The sequence below is a fragment of the Streptomyces sp. NPDC058525 genome (assembly GCF_042719495.1).
Lineage (GTDB): Bacteria > Actinomycetota > Actinomycetes > Streptomycetales > Streptomycetaceae > Streptomyces.
The window spans coordinates 1-16,628 of record NZ_JBHXNP010000092.1; the positions used below are offsets into that span (position 1 = coordinate 1).

11 protein-coding genes are annotated in these 16,628 nt (G+C 74.9%); 6 read left to right on the top strand and 5 right to left on the bottom strand.

What is annotated here, in order from left to right; genetic code table 11:
- Window positions 1–140: 140 nt before the first annotated feature.
- From ACFWP3_RS32255 to ACFWP3_RS32265, 3 genes are all read right to left on the bottom strand, one after another.
- Window positions 141–1,568, bottom strand: a complete 1,428-nt coding sequence (locus ACFWP3_RS32255) for an MFS transporter (RefSeq protein ID WP_384228115.1) — start codon at window positions 1,566–1,568, stop codon at window positions 141–143.
- A gap of 72 nt (window positions 1,569–1,640) precedes the next feature.
- Window positions 1,641–2,426 carry a 3-hydroxybutyrate dehydrogenase gene (locus ACFWP3_RS32260; RefSeq protein ID WP_384228117.1) on the bottom strand — a complete coding sequence of 262 codons (786 nt, stop codon included), beginning with the start codon at window positions 2,424–2,426 and terminating at the stop codon, window positions 1,641–1,643.
- 198 nt (window positions 2,427–2,624) lie between these two features.
- Window positions 2,625–7,274: a hypothetical protein gene (locus ACFWP3_RS32265; protein ID WP_384228119.1), complete on the bottom strand. Its 4,650-nt coding sequence runs from the start codon at window positions 7,272–7,274 to the stop codon at window positions 2,625–2,627.
- A 153-nt stretch (window positions 7,275–7,427) separates the two neighbouring features.
- Here ACFWP3_RS32265 and ACFWP3_RS32270 point away from each other — a divergent pair, with 153 nt between their 5' ends.
- Window positions 7,428–7,607 (top strand): hypothetical protein, encoded by a 180-nt coding sequence (locus ACFWP3_RS32270; protein ID WP_384228121.1) that lies wholly within the window; start codon window positions 7,428–7,430, stop codon window positions 7,605–7,607.
- 24 nt (window positions 7,608–7,631) lie between these two features.
- Here ACFWP3_RS32270 and ACFWP3_RS32275 read toward each other — a convergent pair whose 3' ends face one another.
- Window positions 7,632–8,072, bottom strand: coding sequence for a nuclear transport factor 2 family protein (locus tag ACFWP3_RS32275; protein WP_384228123.1), 441 nt, complete (start codon window positions 8,070–8,072; stop codon window positions 7,632–7,634).
- Window positions 8,073–8,159: 87 nt separating this feature from the next.
- Here ACFWP3_RS32275 and ACFWP3_RS32280 point away from each other — a divergent pair, with 87 nt between their 5' ends.
- Window positions 8,160–8,735, top strand: a complete 576-nt coding sequence (locus ACFWP3_RS32280) for a PadR family transcriptional regulator (protein WP_384228125.1) — start codon at window positions 8,160–8,162, stop codon at window positions 8,733–8,735.
- A complete protein-coding gene (locus tag ACFWP3_RS32285; protein ID WP_384228127.1) occupies window positions 8,732–9,505 on the top strand; it encodes an SGNH/GDSL hydrolase family protein in 774 nt (257 codons plus the stop codon). Before ACFWP3_RS32280 ends, ACFWP3_RS32285 begins: the two co-directional genes overlap by 4 nt.
- 23 nt (window positions 9,506–9,528) lie before the next feature.
- Here the strand turns inward: ACFWP3_RS32285 and ACFWP3_RS32290 are convergent, their stop codons facing one another.
- On the bottom strand, window positions 9,529–12,756 hold the full coding sequence (locus ACFWP3_RS32290; protein ID WP_384228171.1) for an amidohydrolase family protein: 3,228 nt from the start codon (window positions 12,754–12,756) through the stop codon (window positions 9,529–9,531).
- Between the two features lie 301 nt (window positions 12,757–13,057).
- Between ACFWP3_RS32290 and ACFWP3_RS32295 the strand changes: the two genes are divergently transcribed.
- The 3 genes from ACFWP3_RS32295 to ACFWP3_RS32305 all read left to right on the top strand — a co-directional run bounded on the left by ACFWP3_RS32295 (window position 13,058) and on the right by ACFWP3_RS32305 (window position 16,628).
- Window positions 13,058–13,339 (top strand): hypothetical protein, encoded by a 282-nt coding sequence (locus ACFWP3_RS32295; RefSeq protein WP_384228128.1) that lies wholly within the window; start codon window positions 13,058–13,060, stop codon window positions 13,337–13,339.
- 470 nt (window positions 13,340–13,809) lie between these two features.
- On the top strand, window positions 13,810–15,819 hold the full coding sequence (locus tag ACFWP3_RS32300; RefSeq protein WP_384228130.1) for an RICIN domain-containing protein: 2,010 nt from the start codon (window positions 13,810–13,812) through the stop codon (window positions 15,817–15,819).
- 137 nt (window positions 15,820–15,956) lie between these two features.
- Window positions 15,957–16,628 (top strand): hypothetical protein, encoded by a 672-nt coding sequence (locus tag ACFWP3_RS32305; RefSeq protein ID WP_384228132.1) that lies wholly within the window; start codon window positions 15,957–15,959, stop codon window positions 16,626–16,628.

Here is a 16,628-nt window from a genome sequence, read left to right on the forward strand (position 1 = left end):
ATATTACCCCCACAACCCGCCAACCCCGAACTGCTATTGTCGGGGGGGCTCGGTTTTGTTTATAACCCCCGGGGGCTCCCGGGGGCCGGGGGCCGCCCGCCGCTGCCGCCCGCGGCGGCGGCCTGCGGTGCGCTGCCTTGCTAGTTGCCGGGGGACGTCAGCTCGGCGTCGGCCCCGGCCCGGCGGCTGCCGGGCACCGGCACCGGGGTCGCGGCGTACGGCCCGGCCAGGTTACGCCCGCGGGTCTCGCGGGCGACGAGGACGGTGGCGCTCGTGATGAGCGTGGCCGCCGCGAGGTAGATCGAGATCGGCAGCGAGGAGTCGTAATCGTCGAGCAGGGCCACGGCGATGATCGGGGCGAGGGCGCCGCCGATGATGGAGGCGAGCTGGGATCCCATCGAGGCGCCGGAGTAGCGGACCTTGGTGTCGAACATCTCGGAGATGAAGGCCGCCTGGGGTCCGTACATCGCGCCGTGGAGGAGCAGTCCGACCGTGACGGCGGCGGCGATGACCGGGAAGGACTTGGAGTCGAGCAGCGCGAAGAAGGCGAACGCCCAGCCGGTCATGCCGAGCGAGCCGATCAGCGTGACCGGGCGGCGGCCGATCCGGTCGGACAGCGCGCCCCACATCGGAATGGTGACGAAGTGGACGGCTGAGCCGATCAGGACGGCGTTCAGGCCGTCGCTCTTGGACAGGCCGAGGTGGGTGGTCACGTAGACGAGCAGGAACGCGGTGATGATGTAGTACGAGATGTTCTCGCCGAGGCGGGTGCCGATCGCGGTGACCACGCCCCGCCAGTTCGTCCGGAACACCTCCACGACGGGCGGCTTCTCGGCGCCGCCGGTGCCCGCGGCGGCCTGGGCGGCGGCCTTGGCCTGGGCTTCGAGGAAGAGCGGGGTCTCGGAGACCGACACCCGGATCCACAGGCCGATCACCACGAGCACCCCGGAGAGCAGGAACGGGATGCGCCAGCCCCAGGCGAGGAAGGCCTCGTCGGACTGGACGGCGGCCAGCAGGGCGAGGACGCCGGTGGCGAGCAGATTGCCGCCGGGTGCGCCGGCCTGCGGCCAGGAGGCCCAGAACCCGCGGTTCTTGTCGTCGCCGTGCTCGGAGACCAGCAGGACCGCGCCGCCCCACTCGCCGCCGAGGGCGAAGCCCTGGATCAGGCGCAGCACGGTCAGCAGGATCGGAGCGCCGACGCCGATGCTCGCGTGGGTGGGCAGCAGGCCCATGGCGAAGGTGGCGCCGCCCATCATGAGGAGGCTGAGCACGAGGAGCTTCTTCCGGCCGATCTTGTCCCCGTAGTGGCCGAAGACCAGGCCGCCCAGCGGGCGGGCCGCGAAGCCGATCGCGTAGGTGAGGAAGGCGAGGAGGGTGCCGACGAGCGGTTCGCTGCTGGGGAAGAACAGCTTGTTGAAGACGAGGGCGGCGGCGGAGCCGTAGAGGAAGAAGTCGTACCACTCGATGGTGGTGCCGATGAGGCTGGCGCTGATGACGCGGCCGATGCCGCCGGTGGACGGCTGGGACGGCTGGGAGTTCGGGGATGTCCGGGATGTCTGGGATGGCATGGCGGGGATACCCACATTTCGGCTGGGGACGGGAGGGAAGGGGGAGGTGTGCGGTGGGTCGGGGAGCGGTGTTCAGGCGGCGGTCCAGCCGCCGTCCACGGGGATCGAGGCGCCGGTGAGGTAGCCCGTGTGGGGTCCGCAGAGCCATACGGCGACGGCGGCCACCTCCTCCGGTTCGATCAGCCGCTTGACGGCGGAGCGGCTGAGCATCACCTCGCCGACCACCTGGTCGGCGTCGATGCCGTGTGCGGCGGCCTGTGCGGCGATCTGCCGTTCCACCAGGGGCGTGCGCACGTAGCCGGGGTTGACGCAGTTGCTGGTGATGCCGTGGGGGGCGCCTTCGAGGGCGGCGACCTTGCTCAGCCCCTCCAGGGCGTGCTTCGCCGTCACGTATCCGGCTTTGAACGCGCTGGCCCGCAGGCCGTGCACGCTGGAGATGTTGACGATCCGGCCCCAGCCCCGGGCCCGCATGTGCGGCAGGGTCCGGCGGAGCAGCAGGAACGGGGCGTGGACCATCACCTTCTGGATGAGTTCGAAGCGGTCCGGGGGGAACTCGGTCAGCGGCGCCACGTGCTGGAGCCCCGCGTTGTTGACCAGGATGTCGATGTCGGCCGGCAGGCCCTCCACGAGGGCGCCCTGGGCCAGGTCCACGACGTGCGGGACGCCTCCGATCCGCTGGGCGACGGAGGCGGCCGCGTCGGCGTCGATGTCCACGACGTGGACGCGGGCCCCGGCCGCGGCGAGGGCCGTGGCGCAGGCGCGCCCGATACCGCTGCCGGCCCCGGTCACCATGGCGGTGCGGCCCGCCAGGCCGGCACCTGCTGTCCCGTCGAACGCGGGAGTGATTCCGCTTGTCATGGCGGGAATCATGCGCGACGGCCCCGCGCCGCTCCCATGTGCGTACCCACCACACTCGGACCCGCGGATGTGTCGGCCATCGCCAGGGGCCACGGCGGACGGCCTGCTGACGGTGGCCGGATCGTGCGCTCGTGGGCCGGGCCGCGCGGTCTGACCCCGGCCCGACCGCGGGTCAGCCGCCCCCGGCCCGACCGCGGGTCAGCCGCCCCCGGCCCGCGCCCAGGCGGTCGCGAACAGTTCGTGCGCGGGGACCGGCGGCAGGATGCGCTGGAAGGGGCCGTGGAAGTCCGAGGTGTCGGCGGACACCCCGTGGGCGGGGAGTTTGGCGGTCTCCAGCGGCAGGTGGGGGGTCTTGAACTCCGCCCACTCCCCCGGCACGAAGGCCGTCCGTCCCGCGCGGGCCCGCTTGCCGGTCTGGATCGCGCCCGCCGCCTCCAGTTCGGCCTGGGCCGCCTTGTGGCGCGCGGGGGTCCAGCCGTTCCAGCGGCGGACGCCGCGGTCCGTGGGCCGGGCCAGGGCCAGGAGCTGGAGGTACAGGGCGGCGGCGTCCGCACCGACCCCGAGGGTGCCCGCGACCTCGGCGACCAGCTCCGGGGCGCTGAGCGCCGGATTCAGCTCGTAGCCGCCCGGCGGCACGGGCGTCGACGCGGCCCGGGCCACCATCCGGGCCGGGCCCTCACCGCATACGGCCAGGATCCGCCGGAGGGCCTCCAGCACCCCGGGCAGGCCCAGTTCGGCGCAGAGCCGCTCCGCGCGATCGACCTGCTCCGGATCGGCCAGCGCGGCCGGGCGCAGGAACACCTCGCGGCCCGGGGACGCGACGACGAACAGCCCGTCGTCGTAGGCCGCGGACGGCTCGGTGCCCTCCCGGTAGGGCGGCTCGGGGCAGGGCAGGACGGTGCCCTCGTACGGGCGGAAGGCCGGGTCCCGGACCGCCGCGCGGCCCAGCGCCGCGTTCCAGCACAGCGGGATCAGTGTCCGCGGGTCGTCCAGCCGCGCCCGCAGGGCCCCGTACAGGGCGGTTGCGCCGCGCACCGCCGGGTCGCCGACCGGACGCTCCGTCAGTGCCCAGGCCACGACGGACGCGGGCTCGGCGGGGAAGGGCCCGGCGACGCCCACCCGGCGGCCGGCGCTGCCGTCCGCCTCGGCGTGGTGCAGGTCGAGTCCGCCGCTCCGGTTGCCCACGAGGACGTACCCGCCGCCCGGGGTCCCGGCCGCCGCGGCTCCCCCGGCCGCCAGCGCGCGGGCCCAGCCGTCGCCCAGGCCCAGATCGGCCTCCAGTGCGGCCGCGAGCTCCTCGTCCACATACGGGGTGGTGCCGAGCCGCTCCGCCCAGACCGCGGCCATCCGTTCGGCCGCCGCGGCCATCGCGCCCTCCTCCCACACCCCGGCCGGGTCCTCGGGTAGGCCCGCCGCGAGCAGCGCACGCCGCCCGGCGTCGCCCAGGCGGTGGCAGAAGTCGTCGTACTGGCGGGCCGCGGCCTGGTTGGCCTTGTACGGCGCCGCGCGCAGCAGCTTGAGGTGCTCGTCGTGGTTCGCCCGCCGGGGCAGCCCGCCGAGGACCAGGGCGGCGATCGGGCGCCGGACTCCCGTACGCCGCGAGAACAGCTCCAGTGCCTCGGAAGGCAGCGCGAGCGGTCCCCGCTCGGCCACCGTGCGCAGCAGCCGCGGCAGCCGCGCCGCGTCGTCCCGGCCGATGGTGACCGTCTCGTACGCGCGGTCCGCCGGGTCCGCCGGATCGGCGGCCCCAGCTCCCGCTCCGGCCCCGGGCGCCGGGTCGGCCGCGGGCTGTACGAACCGTGCCAGGCCGCTGCGTTCGGGGCCGGAGGCCACGCGACCGCCTGCCGCCCGGCAGTGTGCCAGCTCGGCCTCGGGCGCCCGGCCGGTGCGCCACCGGCTGCCGTGCTCGGCGTACGGCTGGCCGCTCCACGTCTCCAGCAGGGCCGCCAGGGCCGCGCGCTCCGCCTCGGCGGTGGTGTCGACGGCGGCCCGCCAGGCCACCGCGTCGATGCCGCCCAGCAGCGCGGCCCATTCGGCCGGGGTGGCGGGCAGGGCCAGCCGGCGCGTCTCGTCGTCGATCTCGCCCCGCAGGTGGCGGCCGTCCGCGGCGAGCGCCGTCAGGGTCGCGGGATGCGGCCCGGGCACGAAGGCGTCGTACGGCCGGACCTCGGGCAGCAGCCCGCCGAGCGCGGGGGCCAGCACGGTGTCCGCGACGGGCTCGGCGAGCCGCACCACCGGTCCGGAGCGCATGATGCCGACCCGGCGGGACAGTTCCTCGCGCCGCCGCCGGACGTCGGCGGCGAGCAGCGCCGCGCGGACCACGCCGTCCACCACGCGCGGCTCGGTCACCTCGGGCAGCGCCCGGCCGATCACGGCGCGCACGCCCGCTTCGCCGGCCGCTTCGAGGAGCGCCCGTACGGCCTCGTCGCCGATCGCGCGCAGTGCCTTGGACGACGGCTCGTCCCGGGGGGCGAGGAAGTGCCAGTAGGCGGGCGGCGGTACCGGGCCCGCGCTGTGGGAGGAGGGCCGGTCGCGGTAGGAGCGGTCGGGGCCGTGCAGGCCGTGCACCTCCCACAGCAGGGAGCCGTCCTCGGCGGCGTGGCAGCGGATGGCCGACTCGCCCGCGAGCACGGCGTCCTCGCCGCCCTGGGGCATCCGGACGATGCCCCAGGGGCGGCGGCCGGGGCGCCTGCTGCGGTAGCGGGCGCGCCGGCCGTCGATCCCCTCCAGCAGGAAGTCGCTGGGCGAGGGGCCCGCGTACGGCGTGCGGTACAGCACCCGGCAGCCCGTCAGGTTCCCGTCCTGGCCCAGGGGCGAGGCGGTTGCGCCCGCCGGCAGGGCCGCCAGCGTCAGCTGGTCCCGGAAGAGGGCCGTTCCGGGCGGCGGCTCGGCCGTGCGGTGGAACTCGGGCAGGGTGGCCTCGGCGGCGCGCACCCCGGTCACGGGGTCGACACGGGCCCAGTCGTCGCCCGAGGAGAAGACCTCGGAGCTCCAGATGCCGGAGCCGTCGCCCATCTGGAAGTCGTGGTGCCGGATGCCTTCGCGGCCGCCGGGCCGCAGGACCCCCTCGCCGTCGTGCCGGCCCGCGCCGTCCGCGCTCTCGAACTGGTAGCCCAAACCGCCCTGGATGCTGCCCTGGTAGGGCCGCAGCCCCCGCGACTGCTCCGGCCGGAACACCTCGTCCGGGCTGCCGGACCAGAAGGCGTGGGTGGCGAAGGGGCTCTTGGGGTCCGTCGTCCAGCTCACCAGGAACTGGCCGCCCGCGAAGTGGACCGCGTGGTGCGTGGCCTCCTCGGGCAGCCGGAACGCGCAGGCCGCGCGCACCTCCGAGGGACCGACGGCGACGGCGCCCTCCCGGTCGTAGAGCGTCAGGACGGGCCAGGTGCAGGTGACGCCCGCGAGCCCGCTGGGGGCGAAGCCGGCGAGCGCCGTGTCCAGTGCCGGCCAGCCCAGCTCCTCGGGGAGGCCGGCGCGCAGGGTGCGCGCGAGGGAGCCCGTCAGGTCCAGGGAGGCCAGTACCTCCTCGATGCCCTCCAGGGCCGTGGCCGTCGGCCGGTCGAGCAGGCCGTGCAGTTCGCCCACGGCCTCGTCCGCCGCGGCCAGTCCGCCGCCCGACAGCGCGCCGATCAGGCTCTCGATCCTGCTGTGCACTTCGGCGGCGATGCCCGCGTTCTCCGGGAGCCGGGTGATCGCCGTGCCCGTGCCCCGCAGTCCGGCGTGCACGGTGCCCTCCAGCCGCGGCCCGAACACCGGGTCGGCCGCGAGGGCCTTGAGGTCGCGCCGCGACCGCTCGCCCCAGAAGTGGAGCCGGACCGCCTCGCCCGGGTCCTCCACCGCGAGCCCTTCGGCGAGGCAGAGGTCGAGCAGGTCCGCGTCCAGGCCGGGCCAGTGGTAGCGGTCCTCGTGCAGCCGGAGGGGCTGTCCGGCCGCGCGCAGCCGGGGTGCGAACCGGGCCGCCAGGTCAAGCAGTTCCGGCGGCATCGGCTGCCGGGACACGCCCCCGTACGGCTCCCTGCGGTGGGAGTACGCCCGGGTGTAGCGCCCCAGCCAGGCGGCGAGGCCGCCCTCCGGGGTGATCCGCCCGGCGGCCGCCGCGCCGGCCGCGCCCGAGCGCAGCAGGAGCCGCAGCCAGGCCGCCGCGTCGTTCCTCGACTCCGGGAACACCTCCAGCAGCCGGGCGTTCGCCTCGTCGTCCTGCGGGTGGTCGGCCAGCAGCGCGGCGACCGCGTCGAGCAGGGTGTCCGGTACGGCCTTCCCGCGCGCCGCGCCGATCAGCGGGGCCAGCACCCGCGCCTCGTCGGCCGGGCCGAGCCCGGCGGCGCGCGCCGACGCCCGGACCCTGCGGGCCAGGTCGGCGGGCGGTTCCCCGGGCGAGGCGGCCCAGGCGGTGAGGACCCGTACGTACTCGGCGTGTGCGTCGGCGGGGGCGAGCTGCTCGGCCAGCCATCCCTGATGGCCGCTCAACTCCTTGGCGGGCAGGGCGCCGGCGCGGGCGAGCAGCAGCGCGTTCTCCCGGCGCCAGGCGGGGTCGACGGGCAGGGCGTGCTCCCGCTCGGCGGCGCGCGCCAGGGTGTAGGCGCGCCCGGCGGTCTTCGGGTCCCAGGAGACGAGGCGGTGGGCCATCGTGTCCCAGAACCAGGGCAGATGGGCCGGCGGCAGCCCCCGGGCGAGTGAGGTCATCCCGTCCAAGGCGCGGCCCGCTTTCGGGTACGCGCGCGCCACGCGGTCGCGCACGTCGGCGAGCAGGCCGGCCGCGGCGGCTTCCGCGCCCGGGGCGTGGGCGCGCACCCAGTCGGCGTACGCCTCCGACCTGTGGGGTTCCGACGGAAGAGGGACGGGAAGGTTCATGCCTCCGATCCTGCCAGGCAGCTCTGACAACTCGGCCGCGGAGTCTGATGAGAACGGTTTGTGCGTACTCGTGGGTATCGCGACCCGATCGCGCCGGGATTTGATACTTCTGGACCAGTCCGTGCGCACACTGCCCGCGGGAAGGACGTGACCATGCTCGATTTTCTGCGCCCCAGGACCGTTGTCTGCCCGTACTGCCGGGCCACCGACAAGGAAGGGGTCGCGCGGACCCTGAGCGCCGTGGCGGACTCGCTGTCGGTGACCTGGCACACCGCGGCGTGCCCGCACTACGCCGCCGACCTCATCCTCGCCGACGGCGAGAAGAGGCCTTAGGCCGCAGGCCGTTCGGCGCCTGGGCTACGGCTTGCCCGACTGGGCCGGGTCGGGGACCAGGCCGTCGGCCACCAGGCCGGCCAGGACCGCCTGGCCCAGCGCCTGGACGGCGGACTGCGGGCGGACCATCACGGTGAACTCCTTGACCCGGCCCGCCTCGCCGAGCTGGAGCATGTCGATCCCGTGGATCTGCTTGCCGTCCACCACCGCCCGGAAGGGCAGGATCTCGGTGGGGGCCTGCGTGCCGTCGGCCCCGGTCTCGGCCACGCCCTCCAGGTGGCCGACGTAGCGGATGTCCTCGAACACGCGCAGCAGGACGCCGAAGAGGCCCAGCACCATCGGCTTTCCCTCGAACGGGGTGAACTTCACCGGGCTGTAGAACCGGATGTCCTCGGTGAACAGGTCGTCCAGCACGCTGAAATCGCGCTTCTCCACGGCGGCGCGGAAGCGTTCGGCAGTCTCCATGACCCCTCCTGATACTCAAGGATATGACTAGTCACTTTCTTGAGTATGATGCACCGGACGGACGAGGCAAGGGAAGGGGCTGCCGCGATGGCCTTGCGACACGCCGTGCTGGCGGCGCTGCTCGACGGTGAGTACAGCGGGTACCAGCTGGCCAAGGTGTTCGACGTCAGCGTCGCCAACTTCTGGCCCGCGGTCCCCCAGCAGCTGTACGCCGAGCTGGCCAAGCTGGAGAAGGAAGGCCTGGTGGCGGGCCGCCAGGTGGTCCAGGAGAACCGGCCCAACAAGCGCCTCTTCCACGTCACCGACGCCGGTCGCGCCGCGCTGGAGGAGTTCGCGGCGGCCGCCGCCAAGCCCTCGGTCATCCGCGACGACCTGCTCGTCAAGGTGCAGACCGCCGACCGCATCGGGACCCGGCCGGTGATCGAACAGCTCGAAGCCCGGGCGCTCGCCGCCGAGGCCAAGCTGGAACTGCTCGACACCCTGCTGCGGCGGATGCGCGGCGACACGGACGAGGCGGAGTTCCTCCGGCGCGGCGAGCGGATCGGCGGCTACCTGACCTGCCTGCGCGGTGTGGCCTTCGAGCAGGGCCACCGCGACTGGTGCCTGCGGACCGCGGCCGTCCTGAGGGAAAGACTGACCGGGGGAAAGGACCAGCAATCATGACGAACGGTACGTATCTTCGCTACGTAGCCCTGGGCGACAGCCAGACCGAGGGGATAGGCGACGGCGACGACACCACCGGACTGCGGGGCTTCGCCGACCGGTTCGCCGAACACCTCACGGCCGCGAGCCCCGGACTGCGCTACGCCAACCTCGCCGTGCGCGGGCGCCTGGCCGGCCAGGTCCGCGCCGAACAGCTGGCGCCCGCCCTGGCCCTGCGCCCCGACCTGGTCACCGTCGTCGCCGGGGTCAACGACCTGCTCCGGCCCCGGTTCGACGCCGACGAGGTCGCCGGGCACCTCGAGGAGATGTACGCGGCGCTCACGGCAGCCGGGGCCCGTGTGATGACCGTGACCGTCCCCGACCTGGGCGAGATCGCACCGCTGGCCCGGCCGATCGCCTCGCGCGTGTACGCCCTCAACGACCGCGTCCGCGATGCGGCCGCCCGGCACGGGGTCACGGTCGCCGAGATCGCCGCGCAGCCCGTCGCCACCGATCCGCGGCTGTGGACCGCGGACCGCCTGCACGTCAGCGCGCTCGGGCACGCGCGGATCGCGGCCGCCCTCGCCGAGGCCGTCGGCCTTCCCGGCAGCGACGACTCCTGGACCCTCCCCCTGCCGCCGCGGCGGGCGCCCGGCCCACTGCGGACCGCGGGAGCCGAACTGCGCTGGGTGGCCGGGTTCCTCGGCCCGTGGATCGGCCGCCGGCTGCGCGGCCGCTCCTCCGGCGACGGCCGCACCGCGAAGCGCCCCGGCCTCCTGCCGCTCGGCTAGAACGCATAGACCGCCAAGACCGCCTAGCCCGCGTCCGTACAGCAGCCGTCGCGGAGCATCTGGTCCAGGACGGCGCTCCAGTCCCCGGCGGGCCGGGCCGGCTCGCCGGCCGTACCGGGGGCGGCGGACCGGGTGAAGGCCCGTTCCAGCGTGGCCCGTTCGCCGACGATCCCGCCGCGCACGGTCGCCCGTACGCGGACCAGGTCGTCGAAGTCCGTGAAGGGGTCGCCGTCGACGAGGGTGAGGTCGGCGATCCGGCCGGCCTCGACCGTGCCGAGGCGGTCGGCCACGCCGAACACGCGGGCCGGGGTGCGGGTGACGGTGGTGAGCGCCTCCGCCGGGGACAGTCCGTACCGGTGCAGGGCGCGCAGGGCCAGGTGGAGGTGGAGGCCGACCGGGGTGAGCGGGGCGTCGGTGCCGAGCGCCAGCCGGCCGCCGCCCGCCAGAAGCCGCCGGTAGGTGGTGACTTCCCGTTCCAGGACCTCGTTCTGCTCCGCGGTCGGCGGGTGGGCGGCGGCCGCCCGGACGGCCTCCACGTCCCAGGGCGGCATCAGGGCCGTCACCCGGGGGTCCGCGGCGAGCGCCGGATCGGCTCCGATCAGCGGCAGGGCCGTGAAGGGCGTGGCGATGAGGTCGAAGCCGCCCCGGGTGTAGACCTCCAGGGTGTCCTGGTGGGTGTGGCCCGCCGGGGTGGCGCCGTGGCCGTACTCGGCGCGCTCGGTCGCCACCAGGTGCGTGGTCAGGTCCTGGCCGGCCTGTACGCCGGGGGCGCACAGGTGGGAGCCGGCGAGCACGCCGAGCCGGTCGTGCGCGAACCGGGCTGCCTCCTCCATGAACGCGTACGGGGCACGGACATAGGTTTTGACGAAGTCCCAGTCCAGCGCCTCGGCCCGGGCGAGCGAGCGGGCGAACCCCGCGCGGGTGCGGTGGGCGCGGCCCATGGTGTAGGCGACCCGGGAGCCGTCGAGGAGCTCGCCGCCGGCCAGCAGCCGGGGCCCGGTGAGCCGGCCGGCCCGGATGTCCTCGCGCAGCCGGGCCTGTTCGTAGGCCGAGCCGCCGAGGGAGACGGCGGTGGTGACCCCGTACGCGAGGTGCAGCGCGCCCTGCCGGGCACCGTAGGTGTAGGGGTACGGGTGGACGTGCGCGTCCCACAGGCCGGGCAGGACGGTGTCGGCGGAGGCGTCGACGAGGCGCGCCGCGCGGCGGCCGGGCCGGTGGGGCTCGACGGCGGTGATGCGGCCGCCGCTGATCAGGATGTCGACGTCGGCGCGGGGCGGGCGGCCGGTGGCGTCCCACAGCAGTCCGGCGTGCACGACGGTGTCGACGGGGGCGGGCCGGCGGTGGCTCAGGGCGAGCGGCACGGTCCGGGGTCCGGCGGCGGGCGCGCCCGAGCCGTCCAGGGTGAGCAGGCGCAGCCGGGCGCCTGACTGGTAGAGGAGGGTGCGGGAGTCCGCGGACCACGAGGGGTGGTCGGCGGGCTCGTCGGTGAGCGGGCGGGCCGGGCCGGCGGGGGTGCCGTCGGGGGCGACGGGCAGCAGCCACAGGGCCGACTCGCTGACGCAGGCCAGGAACCGGCCGTCGGGGGACCAGACCGGGCCGGAGGCGTAGCGGTCCGAGAGGGAGGCGTGCGGGGCGAGCGCGTGAAGGCGGGCGGAGCCGGTGGTGGTGTCGACGATCCGGATCAGGTTGTAGCCCTCGCGGAAGCGGCGGCTGAGGCGGTTGCGGTCGCACAGGGCGACGTACCGTCCGTCGGGCGACCAGCTGGGCGGGCCGGGCAGGCCGCCGCCGCCGAGGGCGGCGGCCAGGGGGGTCTCGGCGCCGGTCGCGAGGTCGCGGACGAGGAGCCGTCCGGCGAGGTCCAGGCAGGCGAGCCGCCCGCCGTCGGGCGACAGGGCTCCGTAGACGCGGCCGCCCGCGGCGAGGAAGCTCTCGCGGCCGCCGTCGAGTTCCCTGCGGCGTACGGTGTTCAGCCCCTCGCGGTCGTCCGTGTAGACCAGGGCGCGGCCGTCCGGGGTCCACACCGGCCCCTGGACGTACGCGGTGGCGGGGGCCTGGACGATCCTGCGCGGCGCACCGCCGGTGACGGGCGCGATCCACAGGGCGTTGAGCGCGGCGAAGGCGATGCTGCGGCCGTCGGGCGACAGGCACGGCAGGTGGATGCCGCGTACCGGGCGGCTCCGCCCGGCCTCCAGGGCGTACTCCTTGAACCGGCGCCGGGGGCGGGTCACTTCGAGGGTGGCGTCGAGGGGGATCACCCGGCCGGTGGTGTCCCGGCCCGGTTCGATCACCAGGAAGCGGCCGTCGAGGGTGATCAACAGGCGGTCGTCGCCGATCCAGCGCGGCGGTGCGGGGGCGAGGTCCCCGTCCAGGGCGACCCGGCGGCCGTCCACGTACAGGCTCAGGTTCTCGGCCTTCCGGGGGCCCGGGGCGGCGGACAGCCAGGCGGTGCGCCCGGCCGGGGAGAGCGCGGGGGTGCGCAGGCTGCCGTCCCCGACGGTGTGTTCGGTCCGTACGGGGCCCTGGGCGTCGGCGGAGACGGAGGCGAGGGTCCGGGCGGTCAGGCTCTCGCCGGTGAGCGTGCCGCGGACGAACAGCACCCGGGAGCCGTCCGGCGACCAGACGGGGTCGAAGTCCTCCCACGCGCCCGCCTCGTCCTGCCGGCCGGCCGGGCCGCCGCCCTGACCGGGGCCGGACTGACCCGGCAGGCCCGTCAGGCGGCGCAGGCGGCCGTCGGCGACCGTGACCGTCCAGATCCGGTACGGGCTGCCCGCGACCGGATCGCCGCCGCGTTCGGAGCAGAAGGCGAGGGTGCGGCCGTCGGGTGACCAGGCGGGCGCACGGTGGTCGAACGGCCCGTCGGTGAGCGGGCGCAGGCCCGATCCGTCGGGGCGCATCACCCAGATGTGGAAAGTGCCGCCGCGGTAGGCGCTCATCGCCACCCGGTGGCCGTCCGGGGAGAAGACGGGGCGGCCGGGTTCCAGGTCGGGCGGGGTGAGCGGGGTCGCGGGCGATCCGTCGGCGGGCAGGGACCAGAGGATGTTCTGGACCTCCGCGATGACGCGGTCACCGGTGGCGGTGGCGGTCGCCGACCCGTTGGTGGCGCGGGTGAAGCGCAGCCGGACCGGGTCCCCCGCCGGGGGGCCTTGCGCGGGGGCGGCCGCTGCCGCGGCGGCCGTCGGGGGGCGGCCCGCCAGCGCCGCCAGGGCGCCGGCCGAAGCCGCCCGCAGAACCGTCCTGCGCGCCATCCGCATGCAGACCACTCGCCTCACGTATCGGTCGGTGACCGCCCGGCCGCCCGGTCACCCGTCAGCCACTCAAACGATCACGCTGCCGCCGTGGCAACGGGCCGTCGCTTATCGTCCGTTACCGCACCGGACGCGACGGAACACGGGGATGTGACGGATGAGCGACCACGAGCTTCTGGCGCGGCGGTTCGAGGAGCACCGCAGCCACCTGCGGGCCGTCGCCTACCGCATGCCGGGTTAGGTCAGCGAGGCGGAGGGCGCCGTCCAGGAGGCCTGGCTCAAGCTGAGCCGCTCGGACGCCGACGCGGTGGAGAACCTGGGCGGCCGGCTGACCACGGTGACCGGCCGGGTGTGCCTGGACATGCCGCGCTCGCGGACCGCGCGGCGCGAGGCCCCGCTGCACGACCAGGACGGGCTGGTGCGCATCCCCGACCCGATCGTCGGCCTGCCGGGCGTGGTCTCGCGGTCGCAGGGCCGGCCGCTGTCGGTCATGGCGTTCACCGTGCGGGACGGCAGGATCACTGCCCTCGACATCCTCACGGACCCCGAGCGCCTGGCCCGCCTCGACCTGAGCGCCGCCGAAGCCTGACCCGCCGTCCACGGGCCGGGCGGGGGCGGTCGTCCCCGGCCCCGCCGCGGCCCACCCGCGTCCCGGGCGGGCACCGATTGTCCCGTTGTCGGTGACTAGCAGCGGGATGCGGACGGTTCCTCACGGGTCGTAACGGAGGGAATTCGACAGGTAGTTATTGGATGAATGGCTGACTGAATTCCCGTCAACAAGACTCCGCTTCATATTACGGTTCGATAACGACTACCCCTTAAAGGACTGGACCAATCGCATGCGACGCGCGTAACTGTCCTTGTTTTATTGGCACTTGATGGTTCGTCAAATCTGACCAACAGGTAACGGAACGATTTCTCGAGGCGCGCTCCTCTTTGTCCGAATTCTCCGGCGCATTCGTCTGGCAGGCTTCCGCGCACCCAGTGTTCCGATCTCGATTTGAGGTGCCCATGCCAGGACGACGCAGACGGCGCGAACACCGCCGCAAACCCAGGCGGTTGATACTCCTCACCGCCGCCATGGCCGCGGCGGCGGTGATAGCCGGAGGCATCGCGTACTCCGGAAGCGGTGACGGGGCCCAGGCCGCGGCCCCCACGGAGGCCGCCGGAGTGGAAGCCGCCGCGCCGGCCGCCGCCCCCGCCCGCGACCAGGAACCGGAGCCCATAGCCAACGCGCCCGCCAACGAGAGCGCGCGCGGCATGGTCTACGACGGCCTCGAAGTCGCGCCGAAGGGCGACAAGTGCGTCGGCGTCTACCGCACCGGCGCCGGCCACTGCACCCACGGCCCCGACGCCCCGCCCAAGGGCGTCGACATCACCAAGGACATCGCACCGGCCGTCCAGGCCTCGGCCCCGGCGGCCGACCCGGCCAAGCCCGCGACCGACGACCCGGCCACCACGGAAGGCGGCGGGCGTCCTCAGGACGCGCCCGCCGCCGACGCCACCGCCGCGTCCGCGAAGGCGCCCGCCCCCGCGGCCTCGGCCGCCGGCGGCCAGGCCGTCGCCGCCGGGCCCGCGGGCCAGACCGTGCAGTGCGACGGCGACGGCAGCACCGGCAACCGCGTCCAGGTGGTCTACATCCACGCTCCCGGCCGCGACCGCTACTCCGAGTACGTCGCCTCGTTCCGCAAGTGGGCGGCCGACGCCGACCTCATCTACGCGGCCAGCGCCAAGGAGACCGGCGGGATCCGGCACATCCGCTACGTGACGGCCGCCGACTGCACCCCGACCGTGCTCAACATCGAGCTCCCGGCCTCGGCGCTGGCGGAGTTCAGCGCGACCAACGCCGCGCTCGCCGCCAAGGGGCTCGACCGCCGCGACCGCAAGTACATGATCTTCGCCGACAGTCAGGTCTACTGCGGCATCGGCACCTTCAACGGCGACGAGCGCCCCGGCCAGGCCAACCTGAGCAACTTCGGCCCCTCGTACGGGCGTACCGACTCCGGCTGCTGGGGCGGGCACACCGCCGCGCACGAACTCGGCCACAACCTGGGCGCGGTCAACAACAGCGCCCCGAACACCAGCCGCGGCGCGCACTGCACCGACGAGTTCGACGTCATGTGCTACTCGGACACCCCGTACTACCCGCAGATGCGCAACATCTGCACCAACCAGGCCTCCGAGAACATCCTGGACTGCAACCACGACGACTACTTCCACACCAGTCCCAAGGCGGGCAGCTACCTCGCCACGCACTGGAACATCGCCGACAACCAGTTCCTGATGAAGAACAAGGGCGGCGGCGGCACCGACCCGGGGCCGAACCCGAACCCCAGCCCCACCAAGAAGCCCACGCCGACGCCGACCAAGAAGCCCACCGGCGGACCGGCCGTGACGGCCGGCCAGATCCAGTCGGACTCCGTCGTGGTGAGCTGGCCCAAGGTCGAGGGCGCCGCCTGGTACCAGGTCATGCTGGGCGGCAAGCACCTCGCCTGGGTGCAGTCGCAGGCGCTGCGCATCTACAACCTCCAGCCCAACACCGCGTACTCGGTCACCGTCTCGGTCCGCGACGCCTCCGGCCGTGACAGCGGACCGGGCAAGGCCGCCTCGTTCCGTACGAAGGGCGCGGGCGGCGGCGCGACCACCCCGGGCACCAAGTACCTGCTCGGCAACGGCAGCACCGGCATGAACGCCGAGGTCTGGGGCGGCCGCGGCGCGGACGGCACCGTGCTCGTCGGCGCGCGGGCCAACGGCTACGCCCAGCAGCAGTGGTTCTTCGACGACGCGGGCAGCGGGCAGGTCCGCATCCGGTCCGCGGTCTCCGGCAAGTGCCTGCAGCCGGGCGGTACCCCCGCCGCGGGCATGTGGGTCGCGCAGCAGACCTGCGGCTCGAACGGCGCGCAGGCCTGGAAGCTGACGTCCCGCGGCGGCGCGGTGACCGTCACGGACCCGAGCGGCGGCTTCGCGCTGACCGTGAGCAACCGCCCCTACTACGGGAACTGGCTGCTCGACCTCCAGCGCACGGACGGCCGCGCCGCGCAGGCGTGGACCGTCCAGAAGGCCGGCTGACCGACCGGTCGACCGGCCCGCTGACCGGCTGACGGGTGGTCCGCGACCACCCGGGCACCGGCCCGCCACCGGCGGACGGCCGCACGACGCGGCCGTCCGCCGGTCCCCTCACCCCAGCCACCCGGAGCACCGCCACGATGCGCATACGAATCGCTTTCCCGGCCCTGCTGGCCGCAGTCGGCCTCATGTTCCTGACCCCCGTCGTCGCCCACGCCCACGGTGACACCGTCAAGGTGACGGTGACCGGGCAGCGGGACGGCCACGTCACCGCAGACATCACCTGGGAGAACGACGGCGACCCCGTCGACGAGGCCGTCGCCGCCACCGTGAACGCCGTCAGCGCCGACGGCTCCCGTACGGCCGGACCCTGGCGCCTGATCCGCGACATCGCGGCCGGACCCGCGGGCTGGACCACCGCCGAGACCCTGCCGCCCGGCGCCTGGAAGGTCAGCGTCGACGTGGGCTTCCCGGCCCTCGGCCACGGCGACCTCTCCGTCTCCGTACCCGTGGTGGACCCGGCGCCCACCACCGGGGCCTCGGTACCGGCACCGGCGCCGACCGCACCGGCGTCCGCCGCCGCACCGGCGTCCGCGGCCGCGTCCGCGTCGGCCTCCGCCGCCGCCCCCGGCGCGACCGCGTCCGATGCCGCCAACACGCCCGCCGGCAGCCTGGACCACACCGTCTGGTGGACCACGGCGGGCGTCGCCGCGGCGGCCCTAGCCGGCGCGGCCGGCGGCCTCCTGCTGCGCCGCCGCCGGGTGCGGCGGATGCGCGCCGCGGGTCAGGGCACCGAGCGGACCTCGGGGTAG

Coding starts and splice junctions, on each gene's coding strand:
- ACFWP3_RS32255 (WP_384228115.1), bottom strand. CDS start 1,568: ATGCCATCCCAGACATCCCGGACATCCCCGAACTCCCAGCCGTCCCAG.
- ACFWP3_RS32305 (WP_384228132.1), top strand. CDS start 15,957: ATGCGCATACGAATCGCTTTCCCGGCCCTGCTGGCCGCAGTCGGCCTC.
- ACFWP3_RS32260 (WP_384228117.1), bottom strand. CDS start 2,426: ATGACAAGCGGAATCACTCCCGCGTTCGACGGGACAGCAGGTGCCGGC.
- ACFWP3_RS32270 (WP_384228121.1), top strand. CDS start 7,428: ATGCTCGATTTTCTGCGCCCCAGGACCGTTGTCTGCCCGTACTGCCGG.
- ACFWP3_RS32275 (WP_384228123.1), bottom strand. CDS start 8,072: ATGGAGACTGCCGAACGCTTCCGCGCCGCCGTGGAGAAGCGCGATTTC.
- ACFWP3_RS32280 (WP_384228125.1), top strand. CDS start 8,160: ATGGCCTTGCGACACGCCGTGCTGGCGGCGCTGCTCGACGGTGAGTAC.
- ACFWP3_RS32290 (WP_384228171.1), bottom strand. CDS start 12,756: ATGCGGATGGCGCGCAGGACGGTTCTGCGGGCGGCTTCGGCCGGCGCC.
- ACFWP3_RS32285 (WP_384228127.1), top strand. CDS start 8,732: ATGACGAACGGTACGTATCTTCGCTACGTAGCCCTGGGCGACAGCCAG.
- ACFWP3_RS32265 (WP_384228119.1), bottom strand. CDS start 7,274: ATGAACCTTCCCGTCCCTCTTCCGTCGGAACCCCACAGGTCGGAGGCG.